The sequence below is a fragment of the Pleurocapsa sp. PCC 7319 genome, from assembly GCF_000332195.1.
Lineage (GTDB): Bacteria > Cyanobacteriota > Cyanobacteriia > Cyanobacteriales > Xenococcaceae > Waterburya.
Genome location: NZ_KB235922.1, coordinates 3,142,274 through 3,161,026 on the forward strand (window position 1 = coordinate 3,142,274; position 18,753 = coordinate 3,161,026).

The window sequence follows — 18,753 nt, forward strand, 5'->3', positions numbered from 1 at the left end:
GAGATAAAGATGATCGCCAAGTATTTTAAACCGAGACATCCCCAAATCAAGATATCCTATATCGAGCTTTCAATCTAAGCGTAGCTCAGATAAAAACAACTGGAAAATATTTCAGCCTAAAGTACTACCTATCAGCTATTTGTACTCAGTCAAATGTACCTTATTGATAAATCAAATTAAGTAGGAAAACCATACTATTAAGCTATTTCCCTATTCCCTATCCCCTATTCCCTATTCCCTTACCGTAGGCATTTTATATTTAATTACACCCACCTACTTAAGCATTGACTATAATCTCTTTTCGAGATCAATAAATGGATATTATAGATTGAGGACTACTTTTGCCGTTTTTGGTTGAGAAATACAAATTAGCACTGAACCTTCATCGGGTTCGCTAGCAGGTTGTTCTAAATATTCAACTGCGCCTTCTTGAAGTTGGCACATACAGGTTAGACAAACTCCCTGGCGACAGCTATAGTCTGGATTGATGTTATTGGCTTCGGCAAATTCTAAAAGAGTTCCATCATCTTTTGTCCAGGTTATAGTTTGACCTGACTTAGCAAATACAACCTCTGCCTTGTCTACAGCTGCTTGGTTAGTTGCTACAGTTTTAGACTGACCTTTGGTTGATCCTCCTCCAAAAGATTCAAAATAAACATTGTTTTCGGGCACATCTAATTCTCTTAACCCATCTTTAATTGAATCCATAAAGGAAGGTGAACCGCACAAGAAAAATTTAGCACTACTAGAGCCGTATATCTGACTGATTTCAGTCAGAATCGAATCTTCCAAAAGCTTTTTATCTACGTAACCTTGGCTATGATATTGTCCTTCGTCTTCTGGTCGGGGACGACTATATCGATAGTGAATATGTAAGTTGTTGTAATTTTCGGCGATCGCATTTACTTCATCCCGCAGAGCATGAAATTCCCCATTTCTGGCACCATGAATAAACCAAAGATGGCGGTTAGGATTAAATCGACTACAGGCTTTTGCCATACTAATCATCGGCGTAATCCCCACGCCATTACTAATTAAGACCGCCGGAATTGAAGATTCTACATCCAGAAAAAACTTGCCGTTTGGTGGTTTGCAGGGAATTATAGAACCTTCTGTAATGCGATCGTGCATGAAATTGGAAGCTACTCCAGGAGGAACATTTAAACCTTTTGGGGAACCCTCTCGCTTGATGGAAAGACGATAATAATCTCCAGAAAATGTATAGTCTGAAAGGGAATAAGTACGAATTACTGGGCGTGGCTGATTGGGTATATCCAACTTAATGGTTAGAAATTGACCAGGCTTATAATCGGGTAATGCTCCTCTATCCTGGGGTTTGAAGTAGAAAGAAGTAATTTCTTTACTTTCTGGTACTTTGCGGAAAATTTCAAAATCACGCCAATCTTGCCAAGTGTGATTGTGTTCAGGCTGGAGCTGGATGATTTTACCTTGTCTAGTTGTTGATTTATCTTTGACAGCCAAGCCAAAAGCTGCGCCAGCGGCAGTAGCGAGTAAGGAAGCGTAAACGCCGATTTTATTTGCTGATTTATCTTGAGGATTGGTTAATCCGATCGCCACAGCAGAAATTAAAGTCACCATGGACAAGAATGTACTGGCAGTCGTAATGCTTCTCAGGAAAGGATTCTTAATTTTACCGAGACTACTTAACATGATTTTTTGAAGATAATTCAAAGTTATTTGCCACGATGGAGATAGCCTATGAACTAGAGATAGTTGTTTTGGCTGGTAAGTTGCAATCTGACAATTGGCAACAAATCTTTACCGGTCTCCTTTCGTACTAACAATTTGTGCCAGAAAACTTTTATCAAGATTAGAAACACCTGAAAATTTTCTCAATTTGGAGTGGTTCCCCAACAACAGCGACGATGGGTTGCACTACTTCTAACTTATGAATTGTAGATCGTAGTCTTAATCACTCTAAAATCTGAGAAATTAAAATATTCTTCGTTTAGACTTGACCTAAAAAACAGTTAATTTGCTCTTTTTTTTGCACAAAATTTACTTGATTTGAAACAAGTAATATATATATAAGTTATATCTTTACTCTTACCTCAAAAAAAATCAAATATTAAGCATTTTTATTTTTTGATTAATCAAACAAGCTCTTAAACAATTTTATGATTTTGTGACCATACTATCGAAATATTTCGGTTACAAATAAATTCCAAATTAGTTTTGAGTTTATTTAATAAATCAAAGTAAAACTATTTAATATCATTTGTTATCGAAATTTATCTTAATTCACCGATAGTAGTCAAGTTGATTATTGTTAAAATTGATTGAATATTGCTATATTTAAGAGCATGATTGCGTGTATATTTGTTTAATAAAATATTATACAGTTTTTGTAGTATATTTGCTTTTCAAAATATGTAGTTATTATTGTGTTTTGCCCAAATATCTAATATCTGTCACAAAGTTTACAGAGAGATGATCAAAGTTTTCTTATAAAGTTAATTTATTAAAATCCATATTCTATGATGCCAAAATTTTGCTAGATTTTACTCAATAATACTTGTCATCTAATTCTATCTCTTGTTCTTAAACAACTAGCTAAAAAATGCAGAAGTTGCCTAAAGCCTTACCAAAAGTTAAAGACTGTAGACGATTTGTATCCCAAAGCAAGATAGCACGTATTTTTTTAATTGCTAGAAAACAATTACTAACTGAAATCATCGAAATAGAGCTTATTCATCAAGGCTACCAAGTGGAAGTTTTTCATGATGGTCTCACAGCAGCGATCGCGATACGTCAACAAGAACCAGATTTGATTGTCTTAGATTGGGTAGTTTCCTTTCTTTCTGGTATCGACATTTACTATTGTTTGCGATCAACAAGTAATTATATTCCGATCATCGCTTTAACTGAGGGCAAAAGTGCTAAGGAGAGAGTCACGATTTTAAATGCAGGAGCAGATGACTGTTTATCTCACCCTTTTTCGATGGCAGAATTTTTAGCTATTGTAGGGGCTCGTCTACGTCAAAATAGACGAGAAAAGTCTCATATCTTAATTTTTGAAGATCTAGAGCTAAATACTCTAACACGAGAAGTACATCGAAATAATCGTTCAATTATCCTCACTGCTAAAGAATTCAATCTTTTAGAATATTTAATGATACATCCACGTCAGGTATTGACTCGCGTTCAAATACTCGAAAAAATCTGGGGGTATGATTTTTTTGGTGATTCCAATATTATTGAAGTATATATTCGATATTTGCGTATTAAGTTAGAGGCGCAGCATGAAAAACGCTTAATCCATACCGTAAGAAGTGTTGGTTATGTTTTGCGCTCGAACTAAACTGGATCTTATAGGCAAATATCTCAATAGATAAAATTATTCTTCAATGATCAATAATACGAAATCTCGAGCAGATAAATGGTGGGAAACTGGCGTAATTTACCAAATATATCCTTTAACTTTTGCTGACGCCAATGGTGATGGCAAAGGTGATTTACAGGGCATCATTAAAAAACTTGATTACCTTAACGGTGGTCAACCAGATAGTAAAAACTCATTGGGAATCGATGCAATTTGGCTATCCCCAATTAATACTTCGCCGATGTTTGATAATGGCTACGATATTAGCGACTACTATGATATCTGCCCAGTATTTGGTACCTTAGAAGACTTTGAAACTTTATTAGCTGAATGTCACCAGCGCAATATTAAGGTGATTCTCGACCTAGTTGTCAACCACACCTCAGATCAGCACGATTGGTTTATTGAATCTAGTTCCAGTAAAGACAATCCCAAAAGTGATTGGTATCATTGGCAAGATGCCGAACCCAATGGTTCAGTTCCCAATAATTGGCTATCTTATTTTGGGGGGACTGCCTGGACTTATTGCGAAGCTAGAGATCAATATTACTATCATGCATTCAATAAAAATCAACCAGACTTAAATTGGAACAATCCTGAAGTTAGAGAAGCAGTTTACAACATTATTAGGTTTTGGCTAGATAAGGGGGTGGATGGATTTAGACTCGATGCTTCCAGCGTTTACAGTAAGGATAAATATTATCGTTACAATCCTGTTAAGTTTGGTACCACAGATAGAAATAACTATAATAATCAAGACCACTTATATGATAAAGATCTGCCAGAAAATCATCATATTATCCAAGAAATTCGCCAGATTATTGATGAATATGATGCCAGAGTTTTAATTGGCGAGACTTTTATTGACAGCAGTTTATACGATTCAATTACTTTTTATGGCATCAAGAATGACGAGCTGCACTTACCATTTAATTTTGAATTTACTTTTAGTCCTTGGTATCCAGGCTATCTCCAACGAAAAATAGCTAAAATAGAGGCCGTTACTCCCAAGGATTGTTGGCCTACATACTTTTTAGACAATCACGATATTCCCCGTCATTTATCTCGTTGGATTGAGTGTAGCTTGTGTACCAATCCAGATGCGATCGCCGAAGCAGCTGCTACTTTACTCTTGACCGTGAGAGGAACTCCTGTAATGTATTATGGTCAGGAGATTGGTATGGTGGACAATCTCGATATTCCTCCGGAAAAAATCCAAGACAAAGCGGTAGTCAAGAGTGAAACTGGAGAATTACCACCTCCTAGAGATGGTGCCAGAACTCCTATGCAGTGGGATGATACTGCTCATGCAGGGTTTAGCTTTGGTAAAGATGTCGAACCTTATTTACCAGTAAACGATAATTACACGGAAGTTAATGTCGTCCAGCAATTAGAAAATAAAGATTCTATTTTTAATTTCTATAGGAGATTAATTAAGATCAGAAAAAATAGTAAGGCTCTTTTGAGGGGAAGCTGGAAACCTCTAATTCATTATCCTTACGAACATTTGGCTTATGTTAGACAAACTAAAGCGGAAAAAGTGTTAATTATCATCAATTTTTCTTATGAAAAGCCGATGGAAGTTGATGAATATATTGAACCAGAAGATTGGTCGGTACTAATTTCCAATATTTGGGAAGAAGGTAAAATTATCGACATACCTGAAACTTTACAACCATTTGAAATAACGATTCTTCAGAAAAACTAGAAAAATCTACAATTGATAATCCTTCTAATTGAAGAGAAAGTTTAGGACTTTTCATTATAAGAGAGAATGTGACGGCAGTAACAAAGTAAATGCAATAATAAATTCACTATTTTTTGACTGTTGATATTTTGTTTGATCTAAATTTGATCTAAAAACGATCTATATCTCGATCATTCAGCACTGAAACTCGGAAATCACGGTATCGGGCACTTCGGGTGTACATGTGGCGCAAACCAATGCGTCCTTCCGTAATCGGAGGTAAAGAATCGGTTCTCCAATGAAATAACTTTGTCTTTCCCTTAGTGCGGATACTCATGAATAGGTCATTTCCCTCTTTGATAACAGTTATTCTATGGGGGACCCCAGTTTGGAAAAGTCCCGTTTCAGAATAGTCAGGTTTCAGTTCTGTTCCTTTCAAGCCCTTCTTGGCTTTCGGCATGTATCGTCGAGCCCGTATGTAATCATTTGCAGGATCGGTGTTCTTAAGTCCATATGCAGCATAGCTGATGTGGTAAGTATTCATGTTGTTAAAATACGTTGCCATGGAGGGTACTTTTCTAAGGTCGCCCCATTCGGCAATGTCTTTCTCGTATGGATCTAATCCACTGCCAGTGGCGAGGATGTAGAGAATGGTCACGGCACGGATGGTTTCATCTAGCTTGGTATATTCATAGTCAATCCTGATATCTCCACTGAAGCTTTGTTTTGTCCACATTACGGCGTGGGACGAATCATTGCCAAATGACTGTCCCGCAGAGAAATCCATGCCTTCCTTACTGTTTTCAACCTTTGCCTCTAGTCCGTCAAGTGTCCAGTTCTCTTTCCAGTCCCTTGTGCCTGGATCGTAGAATACCTCTTTCCATTCAGCATGATTAAGTTCCTGAAAGCTTTTTATGGATTCCTGTTTGTGTGGCTTAGAATCCTCTACAGAAGTCAAACCAAGACAGAATGCGCATAGAAGAATGGCGATGCCAAGAATACCGTTCCTGTAATTGTTCATTTTACTCTCCTTCAAACGGTAAAGTTGAGCGGTGTGAGATTATTATACTAATTGATTAGAGAGTTGATTTTTCGTTCTAACTGTTCAAATAAATAGGGCTTTTCAAGATATTCATCACATCCTAGCACTTTGGCTTGTTTTTCTATCTCTGATATTTCTATTGCAGATATGATCACAATCGGGATATCTTTAGTTGAATGATCGCGCTTTAAATCTCTGACTAAATCTAAACCGCTACGTTTTGGTAAACCAATATCCAAAAGGATAAGAGCTGGCAAGTTCTTTCTGGCTAAATATAATGCTGGTTGAGCATATTGCGCGGTTGCAAAAGAATATCCCAATAAATTTAACGCGGCAGTAACGTAGAGCAAACTATCAATGTTATCTTCTACGACTAAAATTTGCGGTTGCTCGTCTAATGTCTGACTAACCATAAACCATATTCCCCATAGATTATGATTCCTTCTTACTTATAGATACTTCTTAAGTAATGAAATATAAATACTTAAAGATGTAAAACAGTAGATCTCCGTTCATAAATTCTAAATCGATGCTGTATCAGAATAGAATTTTGGCTACTATCTCGTTTTCCAATAAGAATAACTTATTTTTATTTATTATTTAATTCTAAAACGTTTTAACAAAAATAATAATTTTGAAAGGTTGAGTAGATCACCTTATTTTTAAAATATATTCAGTGTTTCTTGATAAAAATCAGCAAAATATTTTATTTTTCTTCAGTATTATTTATTTCAGTGTAATTCTACTTGGATTGGTAAACGAGACTGGATTTAACTAATATAAAAATTAACACACAGTTATTTGATTTAAACGAATCTATCTAGAGATTGAAACTATACCGAGCTAATCTCTAATCCCTTTAAAAGTCATCATGTATCAACATGAAATACTCAAGAACTTCTTGAAGAAATTAAGTTTTAATAACCAAAAACTGTGCTTTAGATAGATGGATTTATTTCCAAGTAATGTGAAGATGATATAGGAAAACGAATTGAATTCTCGCCAATTTTTGTTAAACAAGCCGCTAAAAATCAGTCGAGAAATATCTTAGGAGGTAAAGCAATAATGGAACATAACTTTTATAAACGTGCTGCTGGATTATTTTATAGTCGTGATGAAGCAGAAGCAGCAGTCCGCGCCCTTAAGGATGCTGGTTATGATATGGATCGAGTGTCTGTAATTGCTAGAGATGCCGATCAAATAGGTGGACACGAGACTACAGAAGAAATCGGTAACAAAGCTGATGAAGGTGCAGCAACAGGTGCAGTTACTGGTGGTGCTTTAGGCGGTATTACTGGTTTGTTAATTGGTTTAGGGACTTTAGCTATCCCTGGTATTGGACCAATCTTGCTAGCTGGTGCAGAAGCAACGGCGATCGCCACTACTTTAGCCGGTGCTGGTATTGGTGCGGCAGCAGGTGGTTTGATCGGTGCTTTGATCGGTTTGGGTATTCCTGAAGAAAAAGCCAAGATATACAACGACAGAGTAAAAGGTGGCAGTTTCCTTGTAATAGTCAACGGTAATACAGCAGAAATAGCTCGTGCAGAGGTAATTCTACAACGTAACGGTGTAGAAGAATTTGGTATCTATGACGTTCCTGGTGCCAAAGCTACAGCAGTTACAGAAGTAGACGAAGATATCAGAACCAGAACTGATATTGCTGATGATGAGAAAATCAGACTATATGAAGAACGCTTGATGGTTAACAAACAGCGTGAGAAAACTGGTGAAGTTGCCATCGGCAAACGTGTTGAAACCGAAACAGCTAGTGTTTCTGTACCTGTAGAAAAAGAACGCATCGTGATTGAACGTACAGATGTTGCTGCTGGTACTGTAGTTACTCCTGGTACTGCTAATTTCGCAGGCGGTAAAGTAGCCGAGGTAGAACTCTATGAGGAAACTGCTGATATTCAAAAGGAAGCTTTTGTCCGCGAAGAAGTTAACGTTCGCAAAGAAGTAGAAACTGAGACTGTAGAGGCTCGTGAAACTATCCGTCGTGAAGAATTAGAAGTTGATGCCGACGGCGATATCATCGAACGATAGATATTGAACTATTGATCATTTAACAATTAATAAATGATCAATATTTGACCCTTCACTTTAGTCGTCAAAATAAATTATCGAGTTGAAAGTAATTTAATCACCACAGTCAATCAAATTAATTATTAAAGAGCAAGGAAAAAGAATAATGAATAAACTAACAACATTTTTATTAAGTAGTGTTTTACTTTTAGGTGCAGTCGGCTGTGATGTAGCCAAAACAAGTTCTGAAGCTCCCGATTCAGCAGATGAGGCAGTAGAAGACCCCGCACAAGTCGAAGATACATTAGAAGATGCCAACAGCGAAATTCGCCAAGATCAGTTAAGTTCTGATATTCGCGCGCGAGAGCAACGCAACGATGTCTTGGGAGAACAAGAAGTAAGAAACGATTCTGATCTAGAAAGTGAAATTAGAGCAAAATTGGAAGCTAATATCCCTCGTTCTAAGTTGACTATTCAAGCAGAGAATGGTGATGTAGTTATTATTGGCACTGTTCCAGGAGAAAAGGAATACTCAACCATAGAGCCTCTGGCAAAAGAAATTACGGGTGTTAATAGTGTCAATATTGAAGAGGTAGAAATTGTACCTCCTACCGAATCCTAAGCTTTAGCCAGACGACTTCGAAGTCAAAAAGGATTAAATAAGGCAGTTGGGGCATAGGCGGACTTAAATTTATTTTCAGCCATAGCCCCTAAATTTTCTAATCGATACTAATATCCGCTTTTGACAAATCTAAAGGACATTGCTAACAATAAATCTGCTTGATAAAAGTTACTTTAGCGAAGAAGTAGAAAGTCATTTTAAGTCTCTCAAGTTTGAAGGATTTAGGGACTATATACAAGTAATCTATACGAACAGAACTCTTTAGTATGAGTCTTGCTCCATAGCTCTTAAATCTTAAACTAACCATGCTTGACAATCCATTTTTCAGCACTATTTTACTGGGAACTATTGCCTATATCGCCATAATTTTTATGTTGCGGATATCTGGTAAACGCACCCTAGCAAAATGGAATTCTTTTGATTTTGTAGTTACTATTGCCTTTGGGTCAATTTTATCGAGTATTTTGTTATCGACTAAGGATTCTTTTGGTACGGGAATTCTGGGTTTTGCATTATTGGTTCTGTTTCAATATATTCTTACCTGGGTAGCAGTGCGTTCTACCTGGGTGCAAAAACTAGTTAAAGCTGAACCAGCATTATTGCTCTATCAAGGAAAACTCAGACATGATGTACTCAAACGAGAACGTGTCTCAGAAGGAGAAGTTTTAGCAGCTTTGCGTGCTAGTGGTGTTAGTGCAATAGAAGATGCCGATGCCGTAGTTTTAGAAACAGACGGTAGCTTTAGCGTGATCCAGAAAATCAACAATAGTTCTGCCTCTGCTCTAAAAGACGTTAGAGAATTTGACCGTGCTAGCCTACGCGTAAGCTAGTTCCACTAAAATTTCTAATGCTAATTAAATATTTAAAATGTAACAATTAATTTAATGAAACTCTGGCTATATTACCTTTGCGCCTTTTTTGGTATTATTCTTGTACGCTATTTTTTAGTAGCAGGAGGAACTTATTGGTTATTTTATTCTTCCCAGAAATTTTTGCTCAAACATCAACCTAAAATTATTAAACTTCCCAGTCGAAAAGCGATCAAAAACGATATTGCCCTTTCTATAATTACTACTGTGGCATTAGCTATATGTGCTGCATTAGTAATGACGATCTACGATTCTGGTGCTACACGAATATACAGGTCCATTGATGATTATGGAACTTGGTATTTGATTGCCAGTTTTCTGATTGTAATCCTACTACAGGATGCTTGCTTTTATTTTCTCCATCGCGGATTTCATCATCCCCAACTATTCAAATGGCTACATCGTGGACACCATCGTTCTAAACATCCTACCCCCTGGACATCTTTCGCTCTCGATTTTCCCGAAGCATTGATTCAAGGAATTTTTCTGGTCGCAATAGTATTTTTTATTCCCCTTCACTTCTATGTTTTGGCTTTATTGTTAATTACCATGACCGTTTGGGCGTTAGTTAACCATCTTGGTTTTGAATTGTTCCCTAGATTTCCCCATCATTGGTTAGGTCAATGGTTTATCAGCTCCGATCATCACGCTCTACATCATCAGATATATACTCGCCACTACGGTCTGTATTTTACTTTTTGGGATCGTCTGCTTAGTACTGACTAAGTAATTAAGATCGATAATTAAATAATCATCCTAAATTTAATCCTAAATTTATTTTACTTAAGGAGCAAAAAAGATGGACAATTTCTCTCTAAATAACAACTGGCAAATCAATTCTCCGCACACAGATAACACTGAAGAAAAGCCAGAAGAAGTGGCAGATATTCATGATATTTCTTTGTTAGAAGAAAAGTTAATTGTTAAACGTCGTAAGCAAAAAGTTGGAGAGGTCATTGTTCGCAAAGAAGTTGAAACGCGGATGGTACATATTCCGATTCGTCGAGAAAAACTGATTGTAGAAACAGTAGGAATAACTACAGAGCATCTAACGGAAATAGACCTAGGAGAATCAGAGGTTGACGGCGTTAAATTTGGCGAACTAGGTGATACCCACAATATTTACCAAGCTCAAAGCGAGTTTGTTTCTTTACAATCAGTTAAAGACTTATTGACCAAAATTACAACTAATTCTACTCCGGGCAATACTAAAATACGACTGGAAATAATTACCGATAATCCTGAATCTCAAAGAGCATACCAAAATATTTGCGATCGCCATCATCATCGGCAGTAGCACTAAAATCTAGAGCATCGTTGCTAAGTCAAAATGATGCAGAAGTGAATGGTAGACCAGTCAAGAGGTCAGTTTAATATCTAATTTACTAGAGCGTTTCTCAAATAGGTGAGGTACAAAATTTTCCGAATTCCGAACTCCGAATTCCGAATTTATCCTAACCGAGGTGTACTTCACTAATTCGAGAACTACTATAACTAATCCAAAAGTAGCAATCAAACAGGCACTAATCGTAAAAACAATATAGTTTGTATTCCAAGTTGCATCTAACCATAGTTCTCGATGCAATCTTTTGATGGCAACTTCTCTTTCTTGCTTAAGTAATAATTTTTTAGATTTTCTTTGTAACTTTAACCAAATAAATTTTCTCAGAGGTTGTCTGAAAAGTATAAATCATAATTTTAAAGCCCCCTAAATCCCCCAAGTTTGGGGGACTTTTGAGCGTTTCCCCCCAGAATTGGGGGGCTAGGGGGGTGAAATCAAAGATTTGAATGTATAAAAACAACTTTTCAGATATCCTCTCAGACCTTCTTGATTAATCATTATTTTTTTAATAGCTAATAGCTAATAGCTATTTACATTGAAATCAGGTGTTTTTACATAAATTTGAATCAACAAAATTATGAACTATTTAAATAAAATGGAAATACTTTTAAGTTATCCTAAAGTATTATGAACGGCAATTTTAAAAATAATAAAGATTAATAACAGCGTAAAATTTTGGGTTTGTAGATTTTTAATTTTAAATAGAATGCGAGAAAGAAGTATTCTGGTAGATGCTTGTTGATAAATTGTTAACTATCGTTTCCTCAAAAAAAATCAAACCAATCAGCCGTGGCTCATAACTTTGTTGTAACCATAGAGCAAGTCATCAATAAACTACGCCAGCTAGTTCAATTAGAGGTACAGCATAGTTGGCGTGACATTACACTATTAAACATAATCAACATCAACAGTAATTTAGCGAGGATTAATCTTCAAGAATGCCCGACTGCATCAGCCAATGAAAAAGGTTATATAGTTTTTCCTCAGGGAAGACAATTAAGATGGTTGGCACAAAAGATTGTTATTCCTCCAACACTTCAGGGTTATTCTGTGTCAGGTTTAAGCTTACGCTTAGTATTAACTTGGTGGGCAGAAGAGGCTCAGATATTTATTAATGGGGAATTGGTGCAGCAAGGTGACTTGTTTGACTCTTCAGCACGGGTAATGATTACTGAGGATGCTCAACCAGGTAATGAATACACAGTTGCAATCTGCTTAGTTAGCCCTAATCATGACATAGGAGCCTTAATGCGATCGCATTTAGTTTATGAAAAAATAGATATTCCTAAAAGTGTCGATCCTGGCTTGGTAGCAGATGAGCTTACAGTTTTATTTAAATATATTTCCCAGTTTGAACCGGAAAACCTAGAAATCTTAGCAACAGAATTAACAAGTTTTGATTGGAGTAATCTGCAATCCGCTGAGAAGTTTGCTCGGGATTTAGCTAATCTGCGAGTAAGACTATTACCTCTAGCCAAAAATATTAAACAACGTTGTTTCAACTTACTTGGTCATGCCCATCTAGATATGGCTTGGCTCTGGACTACTGACGAAACTTATGAGGTAGCCGAACGTACTTTTAAATCCGTACTGAGTTTACAACAGGATTTTCCCCATCTGACTTTTGGTCATACAAGTCCGGCTTTATATGAATGGATGGAGATTAATCGTCCTCAACTGTTTGCATTAATTAAATCTGCAGTTAAGTCAAATAAATGGGAAGTTTTAGGAGGAATGTGGATCGAACCGGAAACTAACCTCGTTAGTGGAGAATCTTTAATTCGACAATTACTCTATGGTCAACAATATTATTTGGCGAAATTTGGCGAAATTAGCAAAATAGCTTGGTTGCCCGATAGCTTTGGTTTTACCTGGCAACTTCCTCAAATCTTCAAACAATGTGGGATTGAATATTTTGTTACCGGTAAACTGCATTGGAACGATACCACTAAGTTTCCTTTGGGGTGTTTTTGGTGGGAGTCTCCCGATGGGACACAGTTGCTGACTGTGATGTCTCCTCCCAACGTTACGGGAGTTATGGATACTAACCCGATTACCATGACTAACTATGCTATTGAATGGGAAACCCAAACAGGTTTGCAGGATATCTTTTGGCTACCGGGAGTAGGAGATCATGGCGGTGGTCCTACGAGAGATATGTTAGAAGTAGCCGAGAAATGGCATAATTCCCCCTTTTTTCCGGAAATTGAGTTTTCCACTGCCACTGATTATTTGAAAAAGATATCTCAACCTAGAAATAACAACAATCACATCAATAATTTCCAGTCCTCAATACCTATCTGGCAAGACGAAATATATTTAGAGCTACATCGAGGTTGCTACACTACCCATGGAGATCAGAAAAAATATAATCGCTATTGTGAAAGATTACTTTATCAAGCGGAGTTATGGTCAACTTGGGCAACTTTACTTTGTCAAGACCAATTCTTGAATCATTTACAATTGCTCGATAAGATTTCGATTCCTGAACGAGAAAATCTTAATTTAGCAGATTGGCAAAAACTGATTGAAATTGCCTGGAAAAAAGTCTTATTTAATCAGTTTCACGATATTTTACCTGGTACTTCTATTCCTGAAGTATTTACGGAAGCGAACCAGGACTGGGAAACTGCGATCGCCCTCGGCGAGCAAATACTTCAAACCGCCTTAAAAGCGATCGCCTCAAGTATTGCTCTTCCTACCCCACCTCAACCTGATGCTCGACCCTTAGTTGTTTTTAATTCTCTTAATTGGGAGCGATCAGAAATAGTAACAGTAAACATCGAAAATACAGAATTTACGGTGTTTGATTGTCTAGGAAATCCTGTGCGATCGCAGATTGTGGAAGCAGTAATATCTTTTGAAGGAGAATCACAATTTAAAGCCGAGCAGCAATTAATTTTCTTAGCTGAAGATATTCCCTCTGTGGGATATCGTTTATTTTGGCTGTGTCCTAATAAGACTTCTCCTCAAAGAACAACTTTAGACCAGCAAGAATTTATGCTTGAGAATCAATATTTAAAAGTGGTTGTTGATTCTGAAACTGGTAACTTAAATAGTATCTACGATAAACAAAATCGCCGAGAATTACTATCTGACCCAGGAAACAAATTAGAAGCTTTTGCAGATCGAGGGCAATATTGGGATGCTTGGAATATCGATCCCGAATACGAACAAAAGCAATTACCCGATCCAGAATTAAAATCAATTCAATGGATTGAAGACGAAAAGCTCGAACAACGAATCAGAGTAATCAAGCATCTTAATCAATCAGAATTCATTCAAGATATTATCTTGCAAGGCAATTCACCGATATTAAAAATAGCCAATACAGTTGATTGGCAAGAAACTCATGTGATGCTTAAGGTGGCGTTTCCCCTCAATCTAAACAGCGATTATGTTACCTGTGAAATTCCCTGCGGAACAATAGCCAGAACAACTAAGCCCAAGACAGCAGCAGATAAAGCTAAGTGGGAAGGGTCAACCCTTAATTGGCTCGATCTAACTCTTAATAATGGTCAATATGGCGTTAGCATTCTCAATGATTGCAAGTATGGTTACGATGCCAAACCCAATCAGTTACGATTAACTTTGTTACGTTCTCCTGTATGGCCCGATCCCCAGAGCGATCGAGGAATTCATCATTTTACCTATGCAATATATCCCCATAATAATGGTTGGCAATCAGCTAAAACAGTACAAAAGGCATATGAGTTAAATACTTCACTACAAACTGTATTGCTCGATAGTAATAACTTGAATAATCAAACTTATCAGCAATTATCTCCTAGGAGCGAGTTGTTAAACTTATCAGCCGACAATTTAATCTTAATGGCTTTAAAACTATCCAAAAATCAAGAACTAATTATGCGTTGCTATGAATCTCAGGGAGAAGCAAGTAATCTGAGCATCAAAAGTGATTTGAATTTACAACAAGATAGTTTATTGGATTGTTTGGAAAACAAAACCAAAAAAGCAACAGAGGAACTATATAAAATTGAACCTTATAAAATTGAACCTTATAAAATTGTGACTTTAAAACTAAGAACTGAAACTGATTCCTCATCGTCTTACAGGAACGGTAATTCCTAGCTATCAGCTATCAGCTATCAGCAGATTTTATACTTGCTCTACTTTTTTTAATACTTGCTCTCCATCGAACTATTATCTCAGCTAGATTATGCATGGCTATAACCAAATTGGCTTCAAAATCTGCCGCTGCTTGATGATTCGCTGTATCAGTTACACTACGCAACTCAACGTAATGCTTCTCACTGAATTGACATGCTCTTGCTCCTCCCGCCCCTTCCCATGCTACGGCAATACAATCAGTTAAATTCATTAACTCTTGTCCTCTTACAGCATCAATAATATCCTCGTCACCACTTGCAACTCCACCAAAATGAATTGAAAACGCTGAATTCATTTGAGATAAATTTTGTAGAACCTCGATAATTTGAGGATCTCCAGCAAAACGAGGCAAAGGACGGCTGATAAATTTCAGATTGTAGTCGTGTTCAACCGTTTCAGTTGCAACGACAACATCGCCAATATTCAGTGAGTTAGACAATGCTCCAGCCACACCAGCACAGACTAATAGATCTATCTGCGGTGCTTGGCAAAGTAAATATTGTGCTTGTATGCCAAACTGCGTTTTACCATGTCCACCACAAGCAACCAATAGATCGAGTTCACAAAATTCAAAAATATCTATATTGCCTAATCTTAACTCCTGTTTATTCAGCCCAAACCGCTCTAATTCAGTAACCAAAATAGCTAATTCTTCTTTAAGCGGAGTGAGAATTGCAGTTTTCATTTAGGAGTCATATCTTAACTAGCTTATAGCTTATGGCTTATGGCTGATAGCTGGGGCGAAGCCCTTTATCGTCAATCATTACTTAATTGACTAAGTTGTTGAACATCTTCAGGAGAAAGCTGCCAACCCATAGCTCCAGCATTTTCTGCTGCTTGCTTGGCATTTTTTGCTCCCGGAATCGGAATTACGTTTCCTTGGGCTATCAACCAATTCAACGCTACCTGGGTACTCGTTTTTTGGTATTTTTCACCTAACTTTTTTAGCTGGCTAATTATGGGTTCAATTTTGCTTAATCCTGAAACTGAAAATTTGGGGTCGAGCTTTCTTGCTCCTGTCACTCGCTCTTGTCGATCTGGGCTATATTTTCCAGTCAGCAATCCTTGAGCTAGTGGGCTATATGCCAAAATAGTAACACCTAACTCACGGGCTTTCTCTATAATTCCGTTGCGTTCGACTTGTCTGGTTAGCAGAGAATAACGAACTTGATTTACGGCTAAGGGAACATCATATTTAGCTAAGAATTCATGAGCCTGTTCCATCTGCTCTGCCGAATAGTTACTAACTCCAACAGTGAGAATACGACCTTCTTTAACCTCTTCGGCTAAAGCTGCCATCAAATTTGATTGACCCATTAGAAAGTCAAAAGGCATATGAACTTGATAGAGAGCGACTTGTTCTATCCCAAGCCGCTCCAAACTATTGGTTAAGGCATCGGCTACCGCTTGCTTGCCAAATCTCCAGGGTAAAGGAAAATATTTGGTTGCTATCTGTACTGGTTGAGTTGTTTGCTTTAAAAATTGTCCCAGAAGTCTTTCTGATTCTCCTAAACCGTATACTTCAGCAGTATCAAAAAAAGTTGCACCATTAGCAACAGCAGCCTCAAAAGCTTTTTGTACTTCTACTTCCCCGTAATCAGAACCATAACCCCAAAACAAGCGATCGCCCCAAGCCCAAGTACCAATACCCAAGGTCGGGAGAGATATATTACTGACCGATAGCTTAGTTATTTCCATGAGCTTATAATGATTGATTGACTTCCTTACATTACTTTACAATTCTACTCAAATTAAAGCATCAGGTTGAAATACTAGCTCGCTCAAATATGATTAATAAACTGCTGACTATTATCAGAAGGTTTTGGATCTCTATCACACTGTTTATCCTTTCGTTCATCACCATCATGTCTCTTTGGCCATTAGAACAATTACCTCCTGTGCCTGGAAACGATAAAACACACCACTTAATTGCCTACGCTGTCTTAATGTTTCCCACAGCTCTCAGAAAACCAAACTATTGGCCAGCGATCGCCTTATTCTTTATTTGTTGGAGTGGGGGGATTGAATTATTACAACCTTATGTTAATCGTTACGGAGAGTTTCACGATCTGGTAGCTAATGCTACTGGTTTAATTTGTGGTTTATTAATGGTAAAGCTTATCAGATGGCTTTTTCCTGTTACTTCAGAACTGAAATAGGTCTTATCTAAACTTGACAGACAGACTTGTCTGTTTTAAAATTTAACTATGGATACAGTTACCAAGCAACTAACACCAAAAGAACGCATTCTCAAAACAGTAGATCGCTTGTTTTATGAACAAGGCTATCTAGCAACCGGTATTAACCAAATAATTGCCGAAGCTCAAGTGGCGAAAGCAAGTTTTTACCAACACTTCCCTTCCAAAGAAGCATTGGTATTGGAATACATCAAAACTTATAACAGTTCGTTTGTTCAACAATTACGACAGTTAGACAAGCAGCACCCAGAACCAAAGGCTAAAATCTTAGCCTTATTCGATCATATTGCGTGCTTTGCTCAACAAGCTGAATGCCGAGGTTGTGCTTTTCTAAATATTGCGGCAGAATTTTCGCAACCTGAGAGTAAACCCCGCCAGTTAATTGCTCAATTGAAAACCGATTTAAAGGTATACATAGAGCAATTAGTGTTGAAGGCTTTACCAGAAGATATCTCCCCAGAATCGGCTCAGACTAGAGCCACTGCTGTCTATCTACTGTTTGAAGCAGCATTAGTTGAAAGTCGTATTCATCATGACTTATGGCCCATTGAGGCAAGTAAGGCGGCGGCGAACCAATTATTGAGCTAATTTTTTTTGTTCTTTTATAGACAGAATGGTCTGTCTGGTTATTGATACTGCTTAATTCATCTCAGGAGAAAACATCATGAAACGCTTGATTGATTTTACTACCATCGCTTTTTTCCTTTTACTTACTGCTATCTCTGGTGTTAGCTCCCTGGAAACGGTCGACCCAACCGGAGCATCTATATCGTTCCCAATTGTAGAACCCAAAGACTAACTAAGTTAGCTATTTTCGTCCAATTGTCGCTTCACAAAATCTATTCGAGACAAATAAGCTCAAAAATACTACTTATGACTGCTTACAACAGACTCCCAACCCTTACCAAATCCGATCGCACTCGCTGGACTGCCCTTAAGCAGATGGGAAAAACCATTTTTGAAGATTATGCGATCGCTTTAAAACGAGATCCAGCAGCTCGGAATTGGTTAGAAGTTTTACTTTGTTATCCTGGCACTCAAGCTATAGTTTCCTATCGTTTTGCTCACTGGCTACATAAGTTAAATCTCCCTTTCTTTCCTCGTTTTCTATCTCATCTCACCCGCTTGCTAACGGGAATAGAAATTCATCCTGGGGCAACAATTGGCAACAGGGTATTTATCGACCACGGTATGGGAGTAGTTATCGGCGAAACCGCAGTAATTGGCAACAATTGTTTGCTTTATCAGGGTGTAACTTTAGGTGGAACAGGCAAAGATAATGGAAAACGCCACCCCACTTTAGGATGTAACGTTACTGTTGGTGCTGGAGCGAAAATTCTCGGCAATATCAATATTGGCAGTAACGCTCGCGTTGGTGCTGGTGCTGTAGTAGTAAAAGATGTACCAGCAAATTCTACAGTAGTGGGCATTCCAGGTCGTATTGTCTCTCAAAGAGATGAAGATTTCGATTGTAATTAACCTCAGACGCAAGCTTAG

16 protein-coding genes are annotated in these 18,753 nt (G+C 37.5%); 11 read left to right on the forward strand and 5 right to left on the reverse strand.

The annotated features are described in order from the left end of the window. Positions 1-321 precede the first annotated feature (321 nt). Complete coding sequence (locus tag PLEUR7319_RS0118215) at positions 322-1,671, reverse strand: 2Fe-2S iron-sulfur cluster-binding protein (RefSeq protein WP_026102619.1); 1,350 nt, start codon at positions 1,669-1,671, stop codon at positions 322-324. A gap of 910 nt (positions 1,672-2,581) precedes the next feature. On the opposite strand from PLEUR7319_RS0118215, the gene PLEUR7319_RS0118220 reads away from it, so the two are divergent. Both PLEUR7319_RS0118220 and PLEUR7319_RS0118225 read left to right on the forward strand, forming a co-directional pair. Then, positions 2,582-3,322: a response regulator transcription factor gene (locus tag PLEUR7319_RS0118220; RefSeq protein ID WP_019506664.1), complete on the forward strand. Its 741-nt coding sequence runs from the start codon at positions 2,582-2,584 to the stop codon at positions 3,320-3,322. 46 nt (positions 3,323-3,368) lie between these two features. Further along, the gene (locus tag PLEUR7319_RS0118225; protein ID WP_019506665.1) at positions 3,369-5,051 is read left to right on the forward strand and encodes an alpha-glucosidase; all 1,683 of its coding nucleotides are present in this window, start codon (positions 3,369-3,371) and stop codon (positions 5,049-5,051) included. Between the two features lie 148 nt (positions 5,052-5,199). Here the strand turns inward: PLEUR7319_RS0118225 and PLEUR7319_RS0118230 are convergent, their stop codons facing one another. Together PLEUR7319_RS0118230 and PLEUR7319_RS0118235 are read right to left on the reverse strand one after the other, a co-directional pair. Next, a complete protein-coding gene (locus PLEUR7319_RS0118230) occupies positions 5,200-6,051 on the reverse strand; it encodes a DUF1961 family protein (RefSeq protein ID WP_019506666.1) in 852 nt (283 codons plus the stop codon). Between the two features lie 47 nt (positions 6,052-6,098). Continuing rightward, the gene (locus PLEUR7319_RS0118235) at positions 6,099-6,485 is read right to left on the reverse strand and encodes a response regulator (protein WP_019506667.1); all 387 of its coding nucleotides are present in this window, start codon (positions 6,483-6,485) and stop codon (positions 6,099-6,101) included. Between the two features lie 652 nt (positions 6,486-7,137). Here PLEUR7319_RS0118235 and PLEUR7319_RS0118240 point away from each other — a divergent pair. From PLEUR7319_RS0118240 to PLEUR7319_RS0118270, 6 genes are all read left to right on the forward strand, one after another. Further along, positions 7,138-8,115: a DUF2382 domain-containing protein gene (locus PLEUR7319_RS0118240; RefSeq protein WP_019506668.1), complete on the forward strand. Its 978-nt coding sequence runs from the start codon at positions 7,138-7,140 to the stop codon at positions 8,113-8,115. Positions 8,116-8,260: 145 nt separating this feature from the next. Then, the gene (locus tag PLEUR7319_RS0118245; RefSeq protein WP_019506669.1) at positions 8,261-8,716 is read left to right on the forward strand and encodes a BON domain-containing protein; all 456 of its coding nucleotides are present in this window, start codon (positions 8,261-8,263) and stop codon (positions 8,714-8,716) included. 305 nt (positions 8,717-9,021) lie between these two features. Then, positions 9,022-9,546, forward strand: coding sequence for a DUF421 domain-containing protein (locus PLEUR7319_RS0118250; protein WP_019506670.1), 525 nt, complete (start codon positions 9,022-9,024; stop codon positions 9,544-9,546). Between the two features lie 54 nt (positions 9,547-9,600). Then, positions 9,601-10,311, forward strand: a complete 711-nt coding sequence (locus PLEUR7319_RS0118255; RefSeq protein ID WP_019506671.1) for a sterol desaturase family protein — start codon at positions 9,601-9,603, stop codon at positions 10,309-10,311. A gap of 73 nt (positions 10,312-10,384) precedes the next feature. Then, positions 10,385-10,882, forward strand: a complete 498-nt coding sequence (locus tag PLEUR7319_RS0118260) for a DUF2382 domain-containing protein (RefSeq protein WP_019506672.1) — start codon at positions 10,385-10,387, stop codon at positions 10,880-10,882. 834 nt (positions 10,883-11,716) lie between these two features. Continuing rightward, positions 11,717-15,019 (forward strand): alpha-mannosidase, encoded by a 3,303-nt coding sequence (locus PLEUR7319_RS0118270; RefSeq protein WP_019506675.1) that lies wholly within the window; start codon positions 11,717-11,719, stop codon positions 15,017-15,019. Positions 15,020-15,029: 10 nt separating this feature from the next. On the opposite strand, the gene PLEUR7319_RS0118275 is transcribed toward PLEUR7319_RS0118270, so the two are convergent. Beyond that, positions 15,030-15,743, reverse strand: a complete 714-nt coding sequence (locus PLEUR7319_RS0118275; protein WP_019506676.1) for a 5'-methylthioadenosine/S-adenosylhomocysteine nucleosidase — start codon at positions 15,741-15,743, stop codon at positions 15,030-15,032. A gap of 71 nt (positions 15,744-15,814) precedes the next feature. Then, complete coding sequence (locus tag PLEUR7319_RS0118280) at positions 15,815-16,756, reverse strand: aldo/keto reductase (RefSeq protein WP_019506677.1); 942 nt, start codon at positions 16,754-16,756, stop codon at positions 15,815-15,817. Between the two features lie 41 nt (positions 16,757-16,797). Here PLEUR7319_RS0118280 and PLEUR7319_RS0118285 point away from each other — a divergent pair, with 41 nt between their 5' ends. The 3 genes from PLEUR7319_RS0118285 (at position 16,798) to cysE (ending at position 18,735) form a co-directional block, all read left to right on the forward strand. Then, positions 16,798-17,217, forward strand: a complete 420-nt coding sequence (locus tag PLEUR7319_RS0118285) for a VanZ family protein (protein ID WP_071592957.1) — start codon at positions 16,798-16,800, stop codon at positions 17,215-17,217. A gap of 48 nt (positions 17,218-17,265) precedes the next feature. Continuing rightward, the gene (locus PLEUR7319_RS0118290; RefSeq protein WP_019506679.1) at positions 17,266-17,844 is read left to right on the forward strand and encodes a TetR/AcrR family transcriptional regulator; all 579 of its coding nucleotides are present in this window, start codon (positions 17,266-17,268) and stop codon (positions 17,842-17,844) included. Between the two features lie 285 nt (positions 17,845-18,129). Further along, entirely contained in the window at positions 18,130-18,735 is a 606-nt protein-coding gene (gene cysE, locus PLEUR7319_RS0118295; RefSeq protein WP_019506680.1) for a serine O-acetyltransferase, read from the forward strand. Positions 18,736-18,753 lie beyond the last annotated feature (18 nt).